This window comes from Mucilaginibacter sp., from assembly GCF_965200995.1.
Classification (GTDB): domain Bacteria; phylum Bacteroidota; class Bacteroidia; order Sphingobacteriales; family Sphingobacteriaceae; genus Mucilaginibacter.
The window spans coordinates 2,317,726-2,338,960 of record NZ_OZ241743.1 but is presented as its reverse complement, the minus strand read 5'-3'; the positions used below and the strand labels follow the sequence as shown (position 1 = coordinate 2,338,960).

Genomic DNA, 21,235 nt, shown 5'->3' with positions numbered 1-21,235 from the left:
AGGAATGCTGAAACAAGTTCAGCATGACCGCATTTTTTATCTTCCGAACACTCATGGTGATAACACCAACCGCAGGCAGAATTATTCTTTTAAATTTGGTCACATGTATGAGTTAGATGTTCCCACCTTTAGTTTAATAGTGGCAGTACTTGGCTTGCCTACTTTTTTATTTCAATATATACTTTATCGATATTTCATAAATAAACAGCGCAATTCGGCTCATAAACTATTTCTTTTGAGTAATGGTGGAAGAGTTACTATTACTTTGTTTTCATTAGTGTTCACCGTCATCTTAATTTGTACAATCTTCTCAATTGCAGGGCATTCAAGAAATTGAGGCTCACATTGAAGGTTCGTTTTTTAATACCAATTCGGTATTGCCCATATCGTTGAAAAATAAAAGCGCTACAGCCTTAATTGGCTGTAGCGCTTTAAACTTTATTTACCCCAGTATTACTGCGGCCCTAATTGTGCAACGGCCTGATCAGCAACGGTAGCCGAGGCGGCATCGTTGAGCTGGGTGCGCTGGTCTTTAATGGTGGTGAGCATTTTTACAATGTAAGGCTGTACGCCGTAAGGCTTAAAGCGTACGCCTAAATCTTTTAACGTGGCGATGCCTTGCTGCGCATACTGCGGGTTCTTGACACGGCCCACCATGGCGGCATAGTCGCGCAGATTGTTAAACTTTTCCTGGGTGCCCAGGCTGTTAAACTTCTCGTTTACAAACGGCCATTCGGCATCGTTACCGGCAGTTGCATAAACGCCTACCAGCGCATCAGTTAAAGCGCCGCCGTTGTCTTTCTCAAAAGTACGGGCAGCAGCCAAACCTTCAGTTGGGTTAAGGGCTACCAAACCATTTAAGGCAGCAGCCTGTATGGCGTATGACTGGCTGCCTAAGCTTTGCTTGAACAGGTTCATCATGCCGGGCGCTTTCAGCTTTGCCAATGCGTTCAGCGCAGCGGCGCGTACCTGGTTGTTATCGTCGGTTTGTGCCAGCGTAACCAATATAGGCTGTGCAGCGGCACGCACCTGGTCGTTATCCATTTTCAGTGCACGGATGGCGCGGATACGCAGGCCATAGTATTTGTCTTTTAAAGCGGCAATCACGATTCGGCGGGCTTCGGCATCCGTTGATTTGGCAGCCGCATCCAGCGCTTCCTTACGGTCGAGGTATAAAGGCGCATTCTTATACTGGAACGCCAGGGTAGCCATTGATTTTACATCTTTCTTATCCGCCAGCAGCATTTTATCGGCATCTACATTTACCAGATCAGGCTGCGCATCGCTGCGGAAGGTAAGCGTATCGGCGCGGTCGCGCATCCAAACCTGGTGGCGGGTTTTCTTGCCGCCGGCATAAATATCAATTGCCATGGGCAGGGTAAACACCTTATCGGGCTGGGTTTGCTGCAGGTATACGGTTTGCGTTTTAGTAGCGGCATCCCACTTATAATCAATCTGCAGCAGCGGATGGCCTGAACCATAATACCACTGGTTGAAGAACCAGTTCAGGTCCTTGCCGCTGGCCTGTTCCAAGGCCAGGCGCAGTTGCTGCGCTTCGCCATTCTTCAGCGCGTTGTTTTTCAGATAGATGCTCAGGCCCTTATAAAATACTTCGTTGCCTAAATAATTACGCAGCATATACAGGATGCTGCCGCCTTTCTGATAGGTAACGGCATCGAACATGTCCTCCTTATCATTATAATGAAAGCGCACTAAGTCTTTGGTGCTGGCACCCGGACTGCGCATATAGTTTTCCCGATCCTGCTGGATGTGGGCATCGCCGGCATCCTTGCCATATTTATGCTCGGCCCAAAGGGTTTCGCTAAAATCGGCAAAAGATTCATTTACGGTAAGGTTGCTCCAGCTTTCGGTAGTTACATAATCGCCAAACCACTGGTGGAATAGTTCGTGAACAATCGTACTGCGGCCTGCATCATAGTCGGCATCCAATAGCTCGCGCCGGGTGGCCTGCACATACTCCCCATGCAGGGTGGCAGTGGTATTTTCCATGGCGCCGCTCACATAATCGCGCACTACAATCTGGGCATATTTATTCCACGGGTAATCAACCCCTAAAGTTTTGGAATAAAACTCCATCACCTCCGGCGTAAAGCCGAATATATCTTTGGCGTAAGGCGCATACTTTGGCTCCAGGTAATAATCAACCGGGGTGTTGCGCCATTTATCATGATAGATCTTAAAATCGCCCACGGCCATCATAAACAAGTAGGGCGAGTGCGGCAGGTCCATCTTCCAGGTATCGGTACGGGTACCATCGGCATTCTTTTTTTGCTGAATGAGCTTACCGTTGCTCAGGGTTACATATTTGCCCGGCACTGTCATGGTAATTTCCTCGGTAGTTTTCTGGTTCGGCTTATCAATGGTCGGGAACCAGGCCGATGAGCTTTCACTTTCGCCCTGTGTCCAGATTTGCACCGGCTTGTTCTTCACCGCACTGTCGGGATTGATAAAGTATAAACCTTTAGCATCGTTAATGGCCGCGCTGCCCTGCACTTTCAGCTGGTCGGGTTTGGCGGTATAGTCCAGATAGATCTGGTACTGCTCGTCAGGCTGATAGGTTTTATCCAGTTGTATGGCCAGGGAAAGGCTGTCATACTTAAATTTTAGCGGCTTGTTCACGCCGCCCTTTACTACAGCTATGGTTTTAATGTCCATCCCTTTGGCATCAAGGCGCAGGGTATCGGTAGGATAAGCATGGGGTTTCAGCGTAACCCATTCCTTGCCATACATAAAGCGTTTTTTGTAGTCAAAGCGAACATCCAGCTTGGTGTGCACCAGGTCGTTCACTTTTTGAGGTGTAGCACGGTAAATGCTCAACGCCGGGTTTGGCGGCTGGGGGGCGGTGGTTTGTGCCATCACCGCATTACTGTATAATCCGGCAGCACACAAAGCGGCCAGCATACAGGTAAAAGGTTTAGTAGTCATGTTTTTGAATATGATTAACTGAGGTTTATGCTTATGAATTGTTTATTAAGGCAAAGCTATATTTTTCATTCGTTTGTGGAATAATACGCTGATATATTTTCACTCGCGCTGTGATGTATACTTCCTGCATCTTAAAACCGCACAGTAACTGTTCGGTTACGAACACCTTCGTAAACTAAACTTATTCATTAGAATGCTGATAGTCAACAGATTAAACGAATGGCACATTCTTTAGTACAGTCAGGTAATAAAACACATCAGCTTAACCTGTAAGCTCAGTTAACATGATTAAAAGCTATTTTAAGACTGCCATGCGGTTTTTGCTGAAAAATAAAACCTTCAGCTTTATCAATATCATTGGGTTGGCTATCGGCACCTTGTCCTGCCTGTATATCTTACTGTATGTGCAGGATCAGTATAGCTATGATAAGCAGCATCAAAACGCCGAAAATATTTACCGTGTTACCAGCCAGCTTTCTGCCACAGGCGACAAGCGTAATTTTGCCACCTCATCGCCCCCGATTGCCCCCTCCATGAAACGCGACTTTGCAGAGGTACAGCAATATGCCAGGGTAGTGCCCTCATTGGGTGCCACTAAGCATTTACTCAGTTACGGGCTGAAATCAATATACGAAACTGATGCTTATTATGCCGACCCTGACTTTTTCAATTTATTTAATTACCACTTTCTTAGCGGTACACCTGCCGGTGCATTAGCTGCCCCTTACTCCATTGTACTGCAGCAATGGGTAGCCGAAAAGCTGTTTGGCCACGAGAACCCTATCAATAAAGTAATTACCTATGATGATTCTTTTGGCCGGCATGATTTTAAGGTAACCGGAGTAATTGATAACTCGACAGGCAAATCGCACCTGCAGGCACGCCTGCTGCTGTCTATCAACAGTGGTGGCATGGGCGAGTTTGTGCTGAACAACAATGGCTATGCAGGTAATAACCTGGTGAGTTCGTATATTAAACTGCGCCCCGGCGCCGATGCTAAAGTACTGGAAAAGAAGCTGCCTGCCTTCATCAATAAATATGGCGGCCAGCAATTAAAAGAAACAGGCATGCAAAAGCAACTGCACCTGCAGCCCATAAATGCCATACATACCACCACAGGCTATGAGGCCGAAACCAGCCAAACCGTTGCTGCCTCATTTTTATATACCCTGTCGCTTATTGCCCTGCTTATTCAAATTACGGCCTGCATCAATTTCATGAACCTGTCTACCGCCCGTGCTTCCCAACGGGCCAAAGAGGTGGGTGTGCGCAAAGTAATTGGTGCCAGCAAGGCTGATCTGGTGCGGCAGTTCATCGGCGAATCTTTCCTGCTTTCCTTTATCAGCGTGGCTATTGCACTGCCTTTGCTGGCCCTGCTGCTCCCCTACCTGAATACGCTGACCAGCGCCGATATCAGCATCCGCCTCAACAACCCCCAACTGTGGGGAATGCTGGCAATATTGATTACTATTACCGGCCTGCTGGCAGGCAGTTACCCGGCCTTTTACCTGTCGGCTTTTAAAGCCATAAAAATCATGAAGGGAAACTTTACCAGCCAGGTATCGGCCGCAGGTTTACGCCGCTCGCTGGTGGTGTTTCAGTTTATTATTTCCATTGTGCTGATTATCGGCATCATTGTTATTTATACCCAACTCAATTATATTAAGAACAAAGATTTAGGTTTTAATGCGCAGCAAAAACTGGTGTTCAGGTTTTACACCGCCGGTACACAAAGCAAAATTGACGGCTTTGCCAATGATTTGCGCCGGCTGGCCGAAGTTAAAAGCACCAGTCGCGCCAATGCCGTTTTAGGCGAACCCATCATGCGCGATCATGGTGTATATTTATCCGGCGGCAACATGGCGAATGCCGTAGATGCACAAAACATTACTACCGATAAAAACTTTACCGGCACCGCAGATATACAACTCATCAGTGGACGAATTTTTGCTGAAAACGATTCAGGCAAGGTACTGATCAATGAAACGCTGGCGCACCGGTTAGGTCTGAACGCACAAACCGCGCCGGGCACCAGGCTGTACACCCAATATCAGCCTAACCCGGTTACCTATGTAGAAGTAGCCGGCGTAATGAAAGATTTTAACTACAACTCCCTGCACGGCGACATTAAACCCTTCATGTTTATGTATGATACTAAAGAAGGCGACATGAACACCCTGCTGGTAGCCGCCGAAACAAAGGATTATGCAGCATTACTAAAAAAGATAGAGCAGGTATGGCATCAGGACTTACCTTCGGCTCCTTTTGAGTATGCTTTTTTAGATACCGAGGTGCAAAAACAGTACGAAACTGAATTTACGCTTTCGCGCATCATCAATTCTTTTACACTGATTGCCATCTTTATCTCCTGCCTCGGGCTGTTTGGCCTGGCGGCTTTCAGCGCCGAACAGCGCATTAAGGAAATCGGCGTACGCAAGGTATTGGGTGCCAGCACCGCCGGTATTGTTCAACTGCTCTCGGCAGACTTTTTAAAGCTGGTTATTATTGCGCTGGTTATAGCCGCCCCTATTGCCTGGTGGGCCATGCGCCAGTGGCTGCAGGCGTTTGCCTATCACATCAGCATCAGTTGGTGGATGTTTGCGCTGGCCGGGGCAGCTACTTTGAGCATTGCCTTGCTTACAGTATCGTTCCAGGCAGTGAAAGCGGCGCTGGTGAATCCGATTAAGAGCTTGCGGTCGGAGTAGAGTTATATGCTGATAACGAATTTGTCTAAAAATTCTAAAATCGCGTCATTGCGAGGTACGAAGCAATCCTCGGCTATAAAAGTTAGCCCTGCAAAGCGGCTCTGTACACCAGAGATTGCTTCGTACCTCGCAATGACGCGTGTTGAAGCAGCCGCTAACAAAAAATGCCTCGCATAACAATGCAAGGCGTTTTTCTATCAAAAGCCCTCCCCTTTGGGGAGGGTTGGGTGGGGTTTAGCAGTATCTGTCAAAAGCATCTACCAGGTTATCGGCAATCATTTGTGCCGGGCGGCCTTCAATCTGGTAACGCTCAATCATGTGCACCAGCTTGCCGTCTTTAAACAAGGCCATAGCCGGAGATGACGGCGGATAAGGCAGCATATAGTTACGGGCTTTGTTTACCGCATCAGCTTCCATGCCGGCAAAAACGGTTACCAGTTTATCAGGGCGCTTTTCGTTCTGCACGGCAGCTTTAGCCGCAGGGCGGGCCATACCGGCTGCGCAGCCGCATACCGAGTTTACCATTACAAACACGGTGCCTTCACCTTCAATAGCCTGGGTTACCTCATCAGCATTTTTCAGCTCCTCGAAACCGGCATTGGTTAAATCGGCCCGCATCGGGGCTACTAAATATTCTGGGTACATACTAAATTTTTATTTTGGACTACAAAAATAACGATTAAAGCACATCTTTCTTTTGCCTGTAAAAATAATAACACTGCACTGACGTTCACACGTCGGTTAACATTTGTACCAGCATCTGCGAAAACTTTCATAACTTTCGGTACCCGCCGGTGAAACCCTGATTAACTAAACTATCAACACATTAAAGCAAGCGGATTCAGGCAGGAGATAAGGTTGACAAAACCAGTTTCGGCCAAATGCTCTTATAGTTTATAATGTGAAGATTTAAAGCCACTGATTATCCTTACAATCTTATCTGTAAACCGGCATTAATTGTCTTGTTTCTTGCCTCTTGTTTCCTGACTCCTCATCCCCTATCTTTGCAGCCAAATAATTGAAATACAATGTCAACAGTAGAAACCACCTACGTAAAAAATAAAGTTAAGGACATGTCCTTAGCAGATTGGGGCCGCAAAGAAATTGAACTGGCTGAAGCAGAAATGCCGGGCCTGATGGCGCTTCGCGCCGAGTATGGCCCTTCGCAGCCGTTAAAAGGCGCACGCATTGCCGGCTGCCTGCATATGACTATCCAAACTGCAGTTTTGATTGAAACCCTGGTGGCTTTGGGTGCCGAAGTTACCTGGTCATCATGTAATATATTCTCTACCCAGGATCATGCTGCCGCGGCTATTGCTGCTGCCGGTATTTCGGTATACGCCTGGAAAGGCATGAATGCCGAAGAGTTTGACTGGTGCATTGAGCAAACCTTATATTTCGGTGAAGACCGCCAGCCTTTAAACATGATTTTGGATGATGGCGGCGACTTAACCAACATGGTATTTGATAAATACCCCGAACTGGTAGCCGGCATTAAAGGCTTATCAGAAGAAACCACCACCGGTGTACACCGCTTGTACGAGCGTATGCAGAAAGGTACGCTTCCAATTCCTGCCATCAACATCAATGATTCGGTTACCAAATCGAAATTTGACAACAAGTATGGCTGCCGCGAATCACTGGTAGATGCCATCCGCCGTGCTACCGACGTAATGATGGCCGGTAAAGTAGCCGTTGTTTGCGGTTATGGCGATGTGGGTAAAGGTTCTGCCGACTCCCTGCGCAATGCCGGTGTACGCGTAATTGTAACCGAAATTGACCCGATCTGTGCTCTGCAGGCGGCTATGGAAGGCTTTGAAGTAAAGAAACTGTCTACCGCCATCAGCGAAGCTGATATTGTGGTAACCGCTACCGGTAACAAGAACATCGTGCGTGAAGATCACTTCCGTGCGCTGAAGGATAAAGCTATTGTGTGTAACATCGGCCACTTTGACAACGAGATTGACATGGCCTGGTTAAACGGCACCTATGGCGACAGCAAGATTGAAATTAAGCCGCAGGTTGATAAATACACCATTGAAGGTAAGGATGTAATTGTACTGGCCGAAGGCCGTTTGGTGAACTTAGGTTGCGCTACCGGTCATCCCAGCTTTGTAATGTCCAACTCGTTCACTAACCAAACTTTGGCCCAGTTAGAGCTGTGGACTAATACCGAAGCTTACGAGAACAAGGTTTATACCCTGCCCAAGCACCTGGACGAAAAGGTAGCCCGCCTGCACTTAGCCAAAATTGGCGTAGAGCTGGAAGTACTGGATCAGGATCAGGCTGAATACATTGGCGTAACCGTTGAAGGTCCGTTCAAACCGGAATATTACCGTTACTAAGTTCAGGTTTTTCAGCTTTCTGTTTATAGAGGGATATGGTTTTTCGCCATATCCCTTTTTTTTTGAAACCAATTGCACTGCGGTTGCGTAAATTAGTTCAACCAGGCCCATGCCTGCCGCCCCCGCCGGAGGATTCAAAGTACCAGCGATTGATTAAGATGAAGAGAAGGAAATATGCATTAATTATTTTAGCAGTGCTGGCGGCGGTTACCGGCATGTTAGAATATAAAATGGGCAGTACTGTAAATACAAACGACTGGCAAAACCGCAGCATTTATACCGATCTATTCAGGCCATTCCTGCTTCCGGCATTTATAGGCCTGCTTATAATTGTTATTGCGGTAACCATTTATAACAGCACACACACAGACGAAGATATGTGGACCTCGGATTGACATCCTGATTAAAATTCATACTTCTTTCTATTTGCTGCCTTACTGAGGATTTGTTATTGCTGATAAACAAATACCGCCTCATTAATCAGGGTAAATCTTACTCTATTTTCAAATACTGAAACTATTCCTGACACTGCACGTACTTTATTTGATTATATAATGTTTACATTTATATAATCACTCATACAAGGAACGAAACGCATGAAAAAATATATTCTGGTGTTGTTGGCCGTTATGCTGTTACTTACCGGCTTGTTTGCTTTTGGCTATCGCCTGCCTGCTGCCAACTCGGTGTTTTGGGCCAGTGTAATTACAGGTTTAATCTCTTATCGCGTGCATCTACTCATCGGTTTCGGCGTAATGCTGATTTTAATTATCGTAAATGGCATAGACAATTCTGATCATCATGATAATAGCGGCGGCGGAGGAGGTGGCGGTAAAAGGGAACTGCAGCCCATACCGGTACGCAGCCAATACCATAATCGTTAAAGGGCTTTATTTTAAAATAACAAAAGAGGGATGGTGCATGGCACCATCCCTCTTTTGTTAAGCAGTAAATTTTAGTTTGCGTGCTGCGCACTTTATCACCCGGTTAAACGTTATCACCACAATCTTATAATTCAACTCCTGTCACCATGAAATGGAATTTTAACCTCCGTAAATCTCCCGCTACGCCAAAACCTAAAAAAAGCCTCGTGCGCGAATGGCTGGATGCCTTTTTGTTTGCCCTGGTATTTTCTACCATTATCCGCGGCTTGCTGTTTTCGGCCTATGCTATTCCCTCCGGCTCTATGGAAGGCACTGAGCTGGCCGGCGATCATATTTTTGTAAGTAAACTTAGCTATGGCGCCCGTATGCCAATTACCCCCTTTGCCTTACCTTTTATGGAGCCTACCATAGGCAGCAACCATACCAAAACCTATTGGGAAGGCTTGCAACTACCCTACTTCAGGTTACCCGGCCTGGGCGAAGTTAAAAAAGGCGAAGTAGTGGTGTTTAATAAACCCGCCAGGGATGAGCCGCCCTATGAGCGCCCTATTGACCAGCGCATAACGCTCATTAAACGCTGCCAGGCTGTACCCGGTGATGTAGTGGTTATTAAAAACGGGCAGGTATACGTTAACGGCTGCATTGCTTCTAATGCTCCTTTGCAGCAAACCACTTACTTAGTTACTTTAGACGGGCAGGGCTTAAATCCTCAGCTATTACAGGATATGGATATTACCACTGATGCCCAATCTGGCGACAACCAGTATCTTATGACCGTACCGGCCAGCCATTTAGCTGAATTGAGAGCCATTCCGGGTGTTAAGGCGGTAGCGCCTTATAACCAGCCTGCAGGCGAATATAATGAAAACGTATTTCCGCATAGTCCGCTCTTTAAATGGAATGAGGATAACTACGGGCCTGTCACGCTGCCCAAACAGGGCATGACCATCCCGCTGACTGAAAGTAATCTGGCCTTTTACCACGAAGCCATTACCAGATATGAGCACAACCGCCTGGAAAAACACGGTAACGTGATACTGCTTAATGGCAGGCCCGCTACTGCTTATACCTTTAAAATGGGATATTACTGGATGATGGGCGATAACCGGCATAACTCTTTGGATTCCCGCTTTTGGGGCTATGTGCCCGAAGACCATATCATCGGAAAAGCTATGGTTACCTGGCTGAGCACCGACAGCGCCGCCACTGATTTACTGCACAGCGTACGCTGGAGCCGGACATTTAAACCGATCAGGTAACGGATTGCTGTAAAACAGTTGAGATTTCTACTCCAAGTCGAGATCAATTACCCGCTCTTTAAGCCACCCTTAAAGAGCGGTTTTTTTATGGTTATAGCTTGCTTTTAATATTTTAAATGGTTACCCATAAAAAGCTTTCCGTATTTGAAGTGAATAGCCTGCAGGCAATTACAAAGCATGAACCAGCGTTGCATTTACCCGCCTGCAATTATGGCGATATGACATCATAATTAAACAATTTTGTCGTTATAGCCTTATATTTGTGTATAAAATCAGTTATTAATCTCAAATGATATTAATCCGTTTTCTGATCATTGCCATCTGCACACTTTATATCGTGCGCAGCCTGGCACGTATGTTTTTACCAATGCTGTTTCAGGGTATGGTAAATAAAGCACAGCAGCAGCAAAGGCAGCAATATGAGCCGCCCCGCAGGCCGGAGGGAAAAATCAATTTAGATTTTGTACCTCCTACCCGTAAAAATGCCGTACCCGATTCAGAGGGTGATTTTGTAGATTATGAAGAAGTAAAATAACCAAGGCGTAAAATACCTATGGCAACCGAAGATATTTTTAAATTTCAAAACCGCCACTACAGTAGTCAGGCGGTAGTATCGTTAATTACAGTTAACTACATTGTATTTGCGCTGGCCGTACAGTTGTGTGTGGAGTGCGATCATATCAACTGGTTTTTTTGGATAGCCCTTGCCGGGCTGGCCGTGTATAACTTTTTTACCATCCGCCGCAACAGCGAGGAGTTTAGCGACAAGCGCATTCAAATTATGTATGCGGTGTCTGTTATACTCCTGGGGGCAATTTATTACCTGCTGGGTGTAGCCGGAAAGCACTGCTGATTATCATCCATTTAAATATTCGTTTCAAATACCGCTCAAATTTTTATTTTTGGGGACTGAATTATTTTTCCCCGAAATTAAATGAACAACTGGTTTAAGCGAAACAGCACCCATCTGATTATTATCGGCATTTTTGCTGTTATTTCCTTCTTCTACTTCACACCCGTGTTTCAGGGTAAGGTGTTGAGCCAGGGCGACGTTACCCGTGCCCAGGCTACCCAAAAGGAGATTATGGATGTAAAGGAGAAAACCGGTAAAGCGCCGCTCTGGACCAACAGTATGTTCAGCGGAATGCCCGCTTACCAGATATGGGTACCTTTCCCTTCAAACGTTACCACCTACGTAGTAAAAACGCTTAAAGCCGTGTTCCCCAACCCGGTAGATACCGTGTTGCTGTATATGCTGGGCGCTTACCTGCTGCTTTGTGTGCTGGGGCTTAACCCCTGGCTGGCCGCTGCCGGGGCGCTGGGCTTTGCCTTCTCGTCTTATAACTTTATTTTAATAGATGCCGGTCATGCCAACCAGGCTTATGCAATTGCCTTTTTTGCGCCGGTAATAGCCGGTATTATCCTCACCTTCAGGGGGCGGTATCTAACCGGCGCTGTGCTTACCGCCTTTTTTCTGGCGATGGAAATACGCTGCAACCACGTGCAGATGACCTATTACCTGATGCTGTCCATCCTGATTTTGGTGTGCATTGAGCTTTACCATGCCTTTAAAGGTAAAACCATGCCGGTATTCATAAAGTCGGCAGGCTATTTAGCGGCCGCTACGGTACTGGCATTAATGGTAAATGCGGCCCTGTTGTGGACCACTTACGAGTATGGGAATGAATCTATCCGCGGTAAATCTCATCTTACTAAAAATACAGCTTCACCTGCTAACGGTATAGATAAAGATTATGCCTTTCAATGGAGCCAGGGCATCGGCGAATGCTTTACCTTTTTAATTCCTAACGCTTATGGCGGCGGCAACGGCACGCCGGTAGAACAGGATTCGAAAGCGGTAAAGGCCTTAGCCGATAAAGGCATTGACCCGGCACAGGCACAAGGCTTTGTAACCAATTACCTGCCCGCCTATTGGGGTGATAAACCATTTACCGAAGGCCCTAACTACTTCGGCGCCGCTATTTGCTTCCTGTTTATTTTTGGCTTGATGGTAGTAAAAAGCCGCTATAAATGGTGGCTATTAGGCGCTACGCTCATGAGTGTATTGCTTTCCTTAGGCCGCAACTTTCCGGCCCTTTCCGATTTGTTCTTTAATTATTTTCCGCTGTATAATAAGTTTCGCGCAGTAGAGTCTATACTGGCCATTGCCGGGTTGTGTGTGCCGCTGCTGGCTGCCCTGGCTGTTAATGAAGCTGTAATAGCTACCGACAAGCAGGCACTGTTAAAGAAATTATACATTGCAGGCGGCATTACCGGCGGCATTGCCTTGCTGGTGTGGGTATTGCCCGGCCTGTTCTTCAGCTTTAAAATTAAGGATACCGAAAACTACCTGGGCGGCCTGGCCCAGCAGTTCTTTGGCGGCGATACCGGCCTGGCGACTACGCTGAACAATGCCCGTATTGAAGACCGTACCGCTTTGGCACGTGCTGATGCCTTCCGTTCACTTATATTTGTTGCACTGGCTTTTGGCATTGTATGGGCGCTGGTAAAGCAAAAAATCAAGGTGGTGGTTGCGGCTGCCCTGCTGATGGTAATTACCGTGATTGATTTAGGCGGAGTAGACAAACGCTACCTGAACGATGAGCACTTTGTGGCCAAAGAAGATGTGCAGCAAACTGTACCGCAACGGGACATAGACGCTATCATTATGCGCGATAAAGATCCCGATTTCCGGGTGCTGGATATGAGCCAGGGCGATCCGTTTACCAATGCCAATACTTCCTACTATCATAAATCGATAGGTGGCTACCATGCGGCTAAACTGAAACGCTATCAGGAATTAGTTGAGAACCAATTCACAAAAAGCATTAACCAGGATGTGCTGGACATGCTGAATACCAAATACGTAATTACGGCCGATACTAAAACGCAGCAGGCCGGTATGCGCCAGAACGAAACCGCCTGCGGCCATGCCTGGTTTGTCAAAAAGATCAGCTTTGCCAAAAACGCTGATGAAGAGATGCAGGCCATCAGCGCATTTGCACCAAAAGACGAAGCTATTGTTGACCAGCAGTATAAGGGCATTATAGGCAATCAGGTTACCGCCTTTAACCCGGCGGCTGCCATTAACCTAACCAGCTACTCGCCCGATCGAATGACGTATGAAACCAGCGCCACCTCGGCCCAGATTGCCGTTTTCTCGGAAATTTATTATGATAAAGGCTGGAAGATGTATATTGACGGCGCAGAAAAACCTTATTTCCGTGCCGACTATGTGCTGCGCGGCGCTGTTATTCCCGTAGGTAACCATAAGGTGGAGTTCATCTTTCACCCGGCTTCATATTATACCGGTGAAGGTATCTCGTTAGCAGGTTCGGCCCTGTTGGTATTGCTGCTGATTGCTGTTGTGTATACAGAGAACAAGAAGAAAGCAGTGATTGTTAAAAACTAAGATCCATTTACATATAAACAAAAAACGCGCAGTATTAACTGCGCGTTTTTTGTTCAGCCATATCAGAAATCGTTTAAGCTTTAATCTTCTTAGTCTTTGTCATTACCTATTTTTAAGGTTTTTTACAAAATAATCAGCCCGCCGTTATTCTTCTTTGCACCGTTATCATCAAACTTCAGCAGCTTGTACACCAGCTTCACATAAAAATACCGACTGATGGTATTGGTCTGGATATTTTGGATTTGACCGGTGTTGGTAATGGTACGGCGCAGGCCGGCATTTTGGTCCAGCAAATCGAAAGCGTTAACGGATACGGTGAGGTTTTGCTTAGCCAAAAAGTAACGCTCGATGCCTGCATTCCAGATATAAAATGAAGTATTGGCACTGGAGGGCTGCCCCCTGAACAGGCGCTGGTTTACATCGGTAAACAGCCGCCAGTTCTTGTTTGGTTTAACACTGGCCGAAGCAAAATCGTCAAAACTGGTATACTTTTGGTCGGCCTGGCGCTGGAAAGAATTGGTAGCCGAGTTATAGTTAATAGCCCCGGTTAAAGATAACTGCACTTTATCACGATCATAATTAACACCGCTGTATAGCTGAGGCATAATGCGCAGCACGGCATTCTGGTTACCGTTGATGTAATTTACCGAGCGGTTAAACTGCCCGTACGTGCCGATATTGAATTTTAATCCTTTTACCTTGGTGGGTTTCCCCCAGTTAAAGCCAACATTAGAATTAAAATTGCCATCCGTATTGATGGGCCGGTTGGTAGTGATCCCCTCATTTACAAAGCTTTCGGTTGAAAAGCCATTCCAAACCTGCGCATAGTAACCATAAAAGCCAAAATAAGAGTTGGTTTTAACATCAAACTTATTATAGTTAGCATTAATGCTGTAAGTGCGGGCAATATTTAAATCGGGGTTGCCCAATCGCACATATAGCAGGTTGGTATTATTCACCGCCGGCTGCAAATCGGTTACCGAAGGCAGTTGTACGCTGGAATAGAAGGACACATACAAATTGCCTCCGGTTTTAGTACGGTAGCTGGCCCAGGCATTGGGCACAAAGGCCCATACATTACGGTCGATAGGGCCGGTTTGTCCCCTTACCACATAACTGCCACTCATCCCCTGATTGGCTAAAGCCAGGTTGATATTCCAGTTGAGCCCCTTCCCGCTTTTAGTAATGCCGGCATTGGTGGTATATCCCCAGGTATGGCTATCGCTTATCGCACTATAATCGGGGTTATAAACATCGTACCGGCCGGTTACGGCATCATAATCTACCGTATACTGGCTGGCATTGTTATTACGGTAACTGAACTGCTCGCTGAGGGTAAAATTCAGTTGCTTCTTTTTGTTTACCTGCCTGATCATGGAGGCAGTACCATTCAGGTAAGTGCTGCTGTTATCCTGGTCGGTATGCTGGTTGGCTACCGAATCGCGCAGGGGCGTGTAAAAGCGGGCTGTATATTGGTTGGTATAGTTGAGGTTATTGGCAGTATAACTGCCATTGGCAGCCAGATTTACGGATCCTTTGCCGCCCCTGAACTTGTGGTTGATGCTAAGCTGGCCGCCTGCTACGGGGGTATTGCCTTTTTGGTCAAGCAGTTGAGCCAGGCGGTTCACACTATCCCGCGTTAAAGTAGTAGTGGCCGAACCTGAATTGGTATTGGTAGTTTTATAACTGTAACTAAAGAAAGGTTTCAGCTTTATGTTGTTCAGCGTATCGGGTTTGTAGTCAAAATTCATATTCACGCGGTAGTTGTTATTCACATTACGGCCAATACTATTTTGGGTGGAAAATAAATTATTGGGATTATCCTGAATATCGGTAAGCTGCGTAAGGTAATTGGAAGTAACCAGGCCAATAGCGCTGATATTGAATTTCAACTGTTCCTTCTTCCCAAACACATCCGAGTAATTTAAACCGCCCGAGTTATATTTGATCAAGCCATCCTGTACCCCCGAAAAGGCATCGTTAACATTGGCCCGCCCGCTGCGGTTGATGGATAAAGAAACCCCGCCATTGTCATTGCTAAAAGCGCCAAATACATTATTGCCGGTAAACGTATTCAAATCCTCATAGCTAAAGCCCGACTCATTAACGTTGTTACTTAAGGTAAGTATGGATAACTGCTTTTTATTGTCGAAATGATTCAGGTTAAGCTGCCCTAAATACCGGCTATCCGTACCGGCCAGTGCCTGTGTGTTACCAAATATACCTTTCTTATGGTCGGCCTTCAGCTTCAGGTTGATTACTTTTTCGCGCTGCCCGTCATCAATACCGGTGTTTTTGGCGTTCTCGGTTTTATCGTCAATTACCTGTACCTTATCAATGGCGCTGGCCGGCAGGTTCTTGGTGGCTGCCTTGGGGTCGTTTCCAAAAAATTCTTTTCCATCTACCAGTACCCTGGTTACCTGCTTACCCTGCGCTTTTACATTGCCCTGCCGGTCTATTTCCACACCGGGTAACTTTTTCAGCAGGCTTTCTACATTGTCGTTCACCTGAGTTTTGTAGGAGCCGGCATTAAACTCTGTGGTATCGCCCTTAACCGCAACCGGATCTTTCTGCCCCTGTACCTCTACGCTTTTCAGCAGCCGCACATCCGGCTCCATTTTAACAGTTCCTAAATCAACAGACTGGCGTTGTGCAGTAATACTGAAGTTTCGGGTTTCAGTTTTCAGCCCTAATAGATTGATTTTGAGTATATAGCTGGAATTACCAAGTCCGCTTACATAAATTACACCCTTACGGTCTGAAGCTACGCGCTTTACTACTGCCGAGTCGGGCAGGCGGATGACCGTAGCAGTAGCCATTTCTACCGGCTGCCCTGTTTGCGCTTCGGTAACTTTAGCGGTAACTGAGCCGCCGTTTTGCGCAAATGATGCAGCAGTTAAACACAGGCTGAAAACTAATAAGCAAGAAATTTTATACATAAGGCGTTATGGATTGAAAGCGCAATATAACTAATAAATTAGTTAATCTATGAAATATTCGTAGATTTATTTTATCCATTAGACACCTGTAGTTCTACAGTGTTGCGTAATTATCTGTTAAAGTATTAATTAATGTGAGTTTTATGCTGATGCTGACCTCATTAAGGCAAGCACACCCTTACTTCAAATAAGTACTGGTGATTTTACCGCCCCAGCGCCTGGTTAATCTGGTAGAATGATTTCAGGTAATTGATAGGTTTGATAAGCCCGCTCAAATGCTTATCCATAGTGTGATAATCACCAAGATTAAGTTAATCAGGCAAATTAGAGGTTGCGCCTGCAGCCAGTACCTAAGGCACTGTAATAGTTGCCAAACTAATCAGTTAAGCATGAATTTTTGTGCCTGAGCTCGGCAATCCGGTTATTGGCTAACATTACTGCATTCTCTAACTCCGCTAACCGGCTTTGTACTTTAATATAATCCTTATTTCGAAGCAGCCTGTTATCAAATAACCGGCTGACTGCATTTAAAGGGCTATGCAGCAGCTTTGCGGGCAAAAGCCGAGTGAGAGAGAATTGCATGTAATTTAGATTTTGGTAGATGCCCGTTTTTTACGCAAAATAGTTTTAAAGGTTACAATACACTTATTTTTATAATTGAGCCATAAGCTACTGGTTATAGCCGTGATTTGGTATTTACTAATTCATCAGTCTTAGCTGAGTTTTTAAGTCAATTGCAAACTGGTTGCGGATGAATTTGAGGTGGTACCGGATGGGTGCCTTATAAGGATCGGCCTTACTTTAGGTTTACTGCCAACCTAACAGATTGTATACACAAATACAATCGCAGTTTGGAATTTCGCCAGCCATGCGTACAAGTTGAATCTGCTGTTAGCTGATCAATTATACACTAACCATCATTACAGCAACGGGTAACGATAACGCAAAGAGGTTAAAATCATTTGGTTTACACAAATAATCGATTGAATACTGCAATCACTACCTGAAATTCATATATTAACTTTGAGTTAAAAATATAAATATGGAAAATACAGCAAAAATTGCCCTGGTAACCGGCGGCAGCCGTGGCCTGGGTAAAGACATGGCCTTACGCCTGGCCGAAAAAGGCATCGATGTGATACTTACCTATAACAGCAAGGCCGAAGAAGCGCAGCAGGTAGTGAGCCAAATTCAGCAAGGCGGGCGAAAGGCTGCCGCCCTGCAACTGAATACGGGCGAGGTTAAAAGCTTCGGTGCCTTTTCTGATCAGCTGAAAGATGTGCTGAACGGCACTTTTGGCACCGGTCATATTGATTTTTTAGTGAATAATGCCGGTATTGGCGGCTATAAGCTTATCAGCGAGGTAACTGAAGACTTTTTTGATGAGCTGCTGAACATTCATTTCAAAGGGGTTTACTTTTTAACACAGGGACTGATCCCGCTGATGAATGATGGCGGGGGTATCGTTAACATATCCAGTGGGTTAACGCGGGTGAGCTTCCCCCGGTCATCGGCTTACGCGGCTATGAAGGGGGCCATAGAAGTCTTTACCCGGTACCTGGCTAAAGAGCTGGGGCCGCGCGGCATCAGGGCCAATACCGTTGCTCCGGGGGCGATCATGACGGATTTTGGCGGGGCGCACCTGCGTTCAAGCGAGGAATCGCAGAAGCAGGTAAGCGCTGTAACGGCCCTGGGCAGGCCCGGCGTTGCTGAGGATGTGGGTGGCGTGGTCGCCTTTCTGTGCACCGAAGAAGCCGGCTGGGTAAACGGCCAGCGCATCGAAGTTTCGGGCGGAATGATGCTGTAAACAGTTGATAAAAGCTCATAAAAGTCCATAAACGGCCATTAAAGGCGAATAAAGTTCAATATTCGCTTTTAATGGCCTGTATTTTTTTCTCCTGTTGCCGGTGCCGTGCCGGATGGTTATATTTGAATTTTGCAAACCGGCATGAACAACCCATCATCACTTAACGACTTCTATCAGCACAACGCCATTCCGCTGCCGGAGGGGATCGCCAGGGAGATAGGCCACTTTAATGTGTTTGAGGCCGAAACCCTTTTTGACAAGGCTACCGGAAAGCGCACCATGCCCTACAACAGGCGCGCCTATTATAAAATAAGCTGGCTGCGGGGCAGCAGCCGGGCCGAGTTTGCCGACAAGGTGATAGCGATAGAAGGCAATTCCCTGATGTTCGCTACGCCGAAGATTCCGTATCACTGGGTACCGCAGCAGGGCAGCCAGACGGGGATGTTCTGCATTTTTACGCCTGATTTTCTGGCGCAGGGCAAAACGGGTGTACACCTGGAAGAACTGCCCATCTATCAGCCCGGCCAGGTGCCTGCCTTCCGGCTTACGGACCAACAGGTGCCGGAGGTGGAGTATATCTTCCGGAAGATGCAGCGGGAGATGGCCGCTGATTACCTGTATAAATATGACCTGCTGCGCAACCTGGTGCTGGAACTCATCCATTACGGGCAAAAACTGCAGCCCCTGCCGCCACTCGGTACGGCGCAGAATGCAGCCGGGCGCATCTCGTCTTTATTTATTGAACTGCTGGAACGCCAGTTTCCGCTCGAATCTCCGCACCAGCGCCTGGGGCTGCGCTCGGCCAGGGATTATGCCGACCGCCTGGCCGTGCACGTAAACCACCTCAACAAGGTATTAAAGGAAACCACCGGCACCACTACCACCCACCTCATCAGCAACCGGCTGATACAGGAAGCCAAAATTATGCTCAGGCAAACCGACTGGAGCGTGGCCAGCATTGCCTATACGCTGGGGTTTGATGATCTCGCCCACTTTTCCAACTACTTTAAAAAGCAAACCTTGTTAACACCGCTGGCATTCAGGGCATAAAATTTCAGTGGTTATGGCAGGGAGGAACGACGAAGCAACCTCGTTACGCTGCCTGTCCGCCATGTACATGATGAGGTTACCGGGCTGATGTTACTTACCAAGTTGCGGCAAGTGCCCATCTGGCGGGCAACCTCAATGCATAAAGGCCCGGAAAAGCGGTTTAGTGCTGCGCGGCGTTACGGCTGCTTTTCAGTACCAGGTAAATGGCCGCAAACTCCAACAGGGCAATTATAAAGGGGCCGATGGTTTTAGACAGGTCGTGCTGGCAGAGGCCGATAAACCCGTCCAGTAGCTGTATCAGGCCGGCCAGTACCGCCAGGGTGATCAAAGCGTTCCACTGCTTGTTGAATATGGAAAGAATGGCGATAATGGCAAAGGGCAGCGTTCTGGCGCCTGCATACAAGGCAAAAACGGCAATACCCTTACCGGCACCGACATGGGCCGGCACGATGAGGCCGGGGTTGAGCATTCCGGCTACCGAAAAGCCGGCGGCTACGGTTACATTAATCAGGGTGATGATCTTTAAAAAATTCAGCGCTTTCATAGTTCCGGTTATACCGGCAAAAGTGCACAACCGGGCGCAGTGGCAACGATAACAATTGTTAAGAAATATTTTTACTGCGGTTGCGGATGCGGCTTAATGATACCGGCGTGATACCCAGGTAGGAGGCAATATAATGCTGCGGTATCCTTTGCAGCAGCGCAGGCTTTTCGGCCAAAAGCTGCCGGTACCGGTCGAACGGTTTATTTTTAAGCAAAAATAGCAGCCGGTGGGTGTGCGCCAGCAGCTTTTCAATGGCGGTGCTGTAAAACCAGTCCTTCAGGTCGGCACTGGTGGCCATAAGCAGTACAAAATCGGCCCTTTTAAGTATACGCACCTCGCATTCCTCCAGGGTTTCCATATAGATGGCGCTGGGGGTTTGGTTCAAAAAACTTTCAATGGCCGTTACCGGTTCGCCCTCAAAGAAAAACTGCAGGGTAATATCCTGCCCTCCGGCATTGTACCAAGCCCTGATGCAGCCCCTGGTGATCAGCATCAGCTCATCGGGCACCTCACCTTCGCGCACCAGCATTGTTTTAGGGCCAAAGGTTTTTACGGTGAGCAGCTTTTCATCAATGGGCAGCATGTATGGTTGGCTAAGTAATGCCGGTAAATATAGTTGATTAGCCAGCTATTTTGTACCGGGTGAGCGCCACAACCCTTAATTTAACCAAAGCCGCCTAACGTTACCTGCAGGCCAAACAACCGCCGGCAGATTAACTTATAACAGGTATGGACGATGAATTTTTACTGCCGGTTAGTTTTAAAGGCGAAGCTTTAGAACTGGAAACCCGCCTGCTGCCCTGGGGCTATACCTACCGCTTTGAGGTGCAGGTAAACGGCCTGCCCGTGCAGTTTGAGCCCGACGAGGAGCGCAACTACCGCGCCCTGGTAGCGCCCGAACAGGCAGAGGGCAAAGGCAGCAAATTAAGCGTAGCGCTGTTGCAGGCCATAGCGGAGGGATTGAGTAAATTGCATGGATAAGGTAATTTTGCTTTAAGCTGATAAATTTATGAGATGGTGGTTTTTAGAAAAGGCAGACCTGCCGACGGCTTTACCGAATATCTTCTTGCGCACGTTTGCAACCACAAGTGTTGGGCAGATAAATTTAAATTTTTCCCCGCGCTTTTCGCTGGCGTGAGTTTGTAACTCGTGCCGCTTTGGCAAGTCAACAATGAAAGCGGCAATGCCTACGGGGTCACGAGTTACAAACTCGCGCCAGCGTAAGGAGAGCGTAAGGTGCGACTTAAAGCAGTGAACGTAAAAACTCCTGAACCGCAACGCAATTGCTAAACCTTTATCAGATAATTTCTATATTGAACCCTTAACTGATTGTTGATACAAATT

At 47.0% G+C, this 21,235-nt stretch carries 16 protein-coding genes; 11 read left to right on the top strand and 5 right to left on the bottom strand.

The window, feature by feature from the left end; genetic code table 11:
* Positions 1–453: 453 nt before the first annotated feature.
* Positions 454–2,946, bottom strand: coding sequence for a M1 family aminopeptidase (locus tag ACY652_RS10975; protein ID WP_462264416.1), 2,493 nt, complete (start codon positions 2,944–2,946; stop codon positions 454–456).
* Positions 2,947–3,230: 284 nt separating this feature from the next.
* Here ACY652_RS10975 and ACY652_RS10970 point away from each other — a divergent pair, with 284 nt between their 5' ends.
* Entirely contained in the window at positions 3,231–5,651 is a 2,421-nt protein-coding gene (locus ACY652_RS10970; RefSeq protein WP_462264415.1) for an ABC transporter permease, read from the top strand.
* 234 nt (positions 5,652–5,885) lie between these two features.
* Here ACY652_RS10970 and ACY652_RS10965 read toward each other — a convergent pair whose 3' ends face one another.
* Positions 5,886–6,296: a BrxA/BrxB family bacilliredoxin gene (locus tag ACY652_RS10965; RefSeq protein WP_462264414.1), complete on the bottom strand. Its 411-nt coding sequence runs from the start codon at positions 6,294–6,296 to the stop codon at positions 5,886–5,888.
* Positions 6,297–6,679: 383 nt separating this feature from the next.
* On the opposite strand from ACY652_RS10965, the gene ahcY reads away from it, so the two are divergent.
* From ahcY to ACY652_RS10930, 7 genes are all read left to right on the top strand, one after another.
* Positions 6,680–7,996, top strand: coding sequence for an adenosylhomocysteinase (gene ahcY, locus ACY652_RS10960; RefSeq protein ID WP_462264413.1), 1,317 nt, complete (start codon positions 6,680–6,682; stop codon positions 7,994–7,996).
* A gap of 158 nt (positions 7,997–8,154) precedes the next feature.
* Entirely contained in the window at positions 8,155–8,391 is a 237-nt protein-coding gene (locus ACY652_RS10955; RefSeq protein WP_462264412.1) for a hypothetical protein, read from the top strand.
* A gap of 201 nt (positions 8,392–8,592) precedes the next feature.
* Positions 8,593–8,880: a hypothetical protein gene (locus tag ACY652_RS10950; RefSeq protein ID WP_462264411.1), complete on the top strand. Its 288-nt coding sequence runs from the start codon at positions 8,593–8,595 to the stop codon at positions 8,878–8,880.
* 146 nt (positions 8,881–9,026) lie between these two features.
* The gene (gene lepB / locus ACY652_RS10945; protein WP_462264410.1) at positions 9,027–10,139 is read left to right on the top strand and encodes a signal peptidase I; all 1,113 of its coding nucleotides are present in this window, start codon (positions 9,027–9,029) and stop codon (positions 10,137–10,139) included.
* Positions 10,140–10,428: 289 nt separating this feature from the next.
* Positions 10,429–10,674 (top strand): DUF4834 domain-containing protein, encoded by a 246-nt coding sequence (locus ACY652_RS10940; RefSeq protein ID WP_462264409.1) that lies wholly within the window; start codon positions 10,429–10,431, stop codon positions 10,672–10,674.
* Positions 10,675–10,692: 18 nt separating this feature from the next.
* Positions 10,693–10,992, top strand: coding sequence for a hypothetical protein (locus tag ACY652_RS10935; protein WP_462264408.1), 300 nt, complete (start codon positions 10,693–10,695; stop codon positions 10,990–10,992).
* An 81-nt stretch (positions 10,993–11,073) separates the two neighbouring features.
* Positions 11,074–13,551, top strand: a complete 2,478-nt coding sequence (locus tag ACY652_RS10930; protein WP_462264407.1) for a YfhO family protein — start codon at positions 11,074–11,076, stop codon at positions 13,549–13,551.
* A 122-nt stretch (positions 13,552–13,673) separates the two neighbouring features.
* Here the strand turns inward: ACY652_RS10930 and ACY652_RS10925 are convergent, their stop codons facing one another.
* Positions 13,674–16,490 (bottom strand): outer membrane beta-barrel protein, encoded by a 2,817-nt coding sequence (locus ACY652_RS10925; protein ID WP_462264406.1) that lies wholly within the window; start codon positions 16,488–16,490, stop codon positions 13,674–13,676.
* A 1,042-nt stretch (positions 16,491–17,532) separates the two neighbouring features.
* Here ACY652_RS10925 and ACY652_RS10920 point away from each other — a divergent pair.
* Both ACY652_RS10920 and ACY652_RS10915 read left to right on the top strand, forming a co-directional pair.
* A complete protein-coding gene (locus tag ACY652_RS10920) occupies positions 17,533–18,297 on the top strand; it encodes an SDR family NAD(P)-dependent oxidoreductase (RefSeq protein ID WP_462264405.1) in 765 nt (254 codons plus the stop codon).
* A gap of 141 nt (positions 18,298–18,438) precedes the next feature.
* Entirely contained in the window at positions 18,439–19,347 is a 909-nt protein-coding gene (locus tag ACY652_RS10915) for a helix-turn-helix domain-containing protein (protein WP_462264404.1), read from the top strand.
* A 160-nt stretch (positions 19,348–19,507) separates the two neighbouring features.
* Here the strand turns inward: ACY652_RS10915 and ACY652_RS10910 are convergent, their stop codons facing one another.
* Both ACY652_RS10910 and ACY652_RS10905 read right to left on the bottom strand, forming a co-directional pair.
* Positions 19,508–19,891 carry a hypothetical protein gene (locus tag ACY652_RS10910; protein WP_462264403.1) on the bottom strand — a complete coding sequence of 128 codons (384 nt, stop codon included), beginning with the start codon at positions 19,889–19,891 and terminating at the stop codon, positions 19,508–19,510.
* 58 nt (positions 19,892–19,949) lie between these two features.
* Entirely contained in the window at positions 19,950–20,474 is a 525-nt protein-coding gene (locus tag ACY652_RS10905; protein WP_462264402.1) for a Crp/Fnr family transcriptional regulator, read from the bottom strand.
* A 146-nt stretch (positions 20,475–20,620) separates the two neighbouring features.
* On the opposite strand from ACY652_RS10905, the gene ACY652_RS10900 reads away from it, so the two are divergent.
* The gene (locus ACY652_RS10900) at positions 20,621–20,872 is read left to right on the top strand and encodes a hypothetical protein (protein WP_462264401.1); all 252 of its coding nucleotides are present in this window, start codon (positions 20,621–20,623) and stop codon (positions 20,870–20,872) included.
* Positions 20,873–21,235: the final 363 nt, after the last annotated feature.

Excerpts from the sequence above, each read along its gene's own strand:
- ACY652_RS10975 (WP_462264416.1), bottom strand. The coding sequence starts at position 2,946 with ATGACTACTAAACCTTTTACCTGTATGCTGGCCGCTTTGTGTGCTGCC.
- ACY652_RS10970 (WP_462264415.1), top strand. The coding sequence starts at position 3,231 with ATGATTAAAAGCTATTTTAAGACTGCCATGCGGTTTTTGCTGAAAAAT.
- ACY652_RS10965 (WP_462264414.1), bottom strand. The coding sequence starts at position 6,296 with ATGTACCCAGAATATTTAGTAGCCCCGATGCGGGCCGATTTAACCAAT.
- ahcY (WP_462264413.1), top strand. The coding sequence starts at position 6,680 with ATGTCAACAGTAGAAACCACCTACGTAAAAAATAAAGTTAAGGACATG.
- ACY652_RS10955 (WP_462264412.1), top strand. The coding sequence starts at position 8,155 with ATGAAGAGAAGGAAATATGCATTAATTATTTTAGCAGTGCTGGCGGCG.
- ACY652_RS10950 (WP_462264411.1), top strand. The coding sequence starts at position 8,593 with ATGAAAAAATATATTCTGGTGTTGTTGGCCGTTATGCTGTTACTTACC.
- lepB (WP_462264410.1), top strand. The coding sequence starts at position 9,027 with ATGAAATGGAATTTTAACCTCCGTAAATCTCCCGCTACGCCAAAACCT.
- ACY652_RS10940 (WP_462264409.1), top strand. The coding sequence starts at position 10,429 with ATGATATTAATCCGTTTTCTGATCATTGCCATCTGCACACTTTATATC.
- ACY652_RS10935 (WP_462264408.1), top strand. The coding sequence starts at position 10,693 with ATGGCAACCGAAGATATTTTTAAATTTCAAAACCGCCACTACAGTAGT.
- ACY652_RS10930 (WP_462264407.1), top strand. The coding sequence starts at position 11,074 with ATGAACAACTGGTTTAAGCGAAACAGCACCCATCTGATTATTATCGGC.
- ACY652_RS10925 (WP_462264406.1), bottom strand. The coding sequence starts at position 16,490 with ATGTATAAAATTTCTTGCTTATTAGTTTTCAGCCTGTGTTTAACTGCT.
- ACY652_RS10920 (WP_462264405.1), top strand. The coding sequence starts at position 17,533 with ATGGAAAATACAGCAAAAATTGCCCTGGTAACCGGCGGCAGCCGTGGC.
- ACY652_RS10915 (WP_462264404.1), top strand. The coding sequence starts at position 18,439 with ATGAACAACCCATCATCACTTAACGACTTCTATCAGCACAACGCCATT.
- ACY652_RS10910 (WP_462264403.1), bottom strand. The coding sequence starts at position 19,891 with ATGAAAGCGCTGAATTTTTTAAAGATCATCACCCTGATTAATGTAACC.
- ACY652_RS10905 (WP_462264402.1), bottom strand. The coding sequence starts at position 20,474 with ATGCTGCCCATTGATGAAAAGCTGCTCACCGTAAAAACCTTTGGCCCT.
- ACY652_RS10900 (WP_462264401.1), top strand. The coding sequence starts at position 20,621 with ATGGACGATGAATTTTTACTGCCGGTTAGTTTTAAAGGCGAAGCTTTA.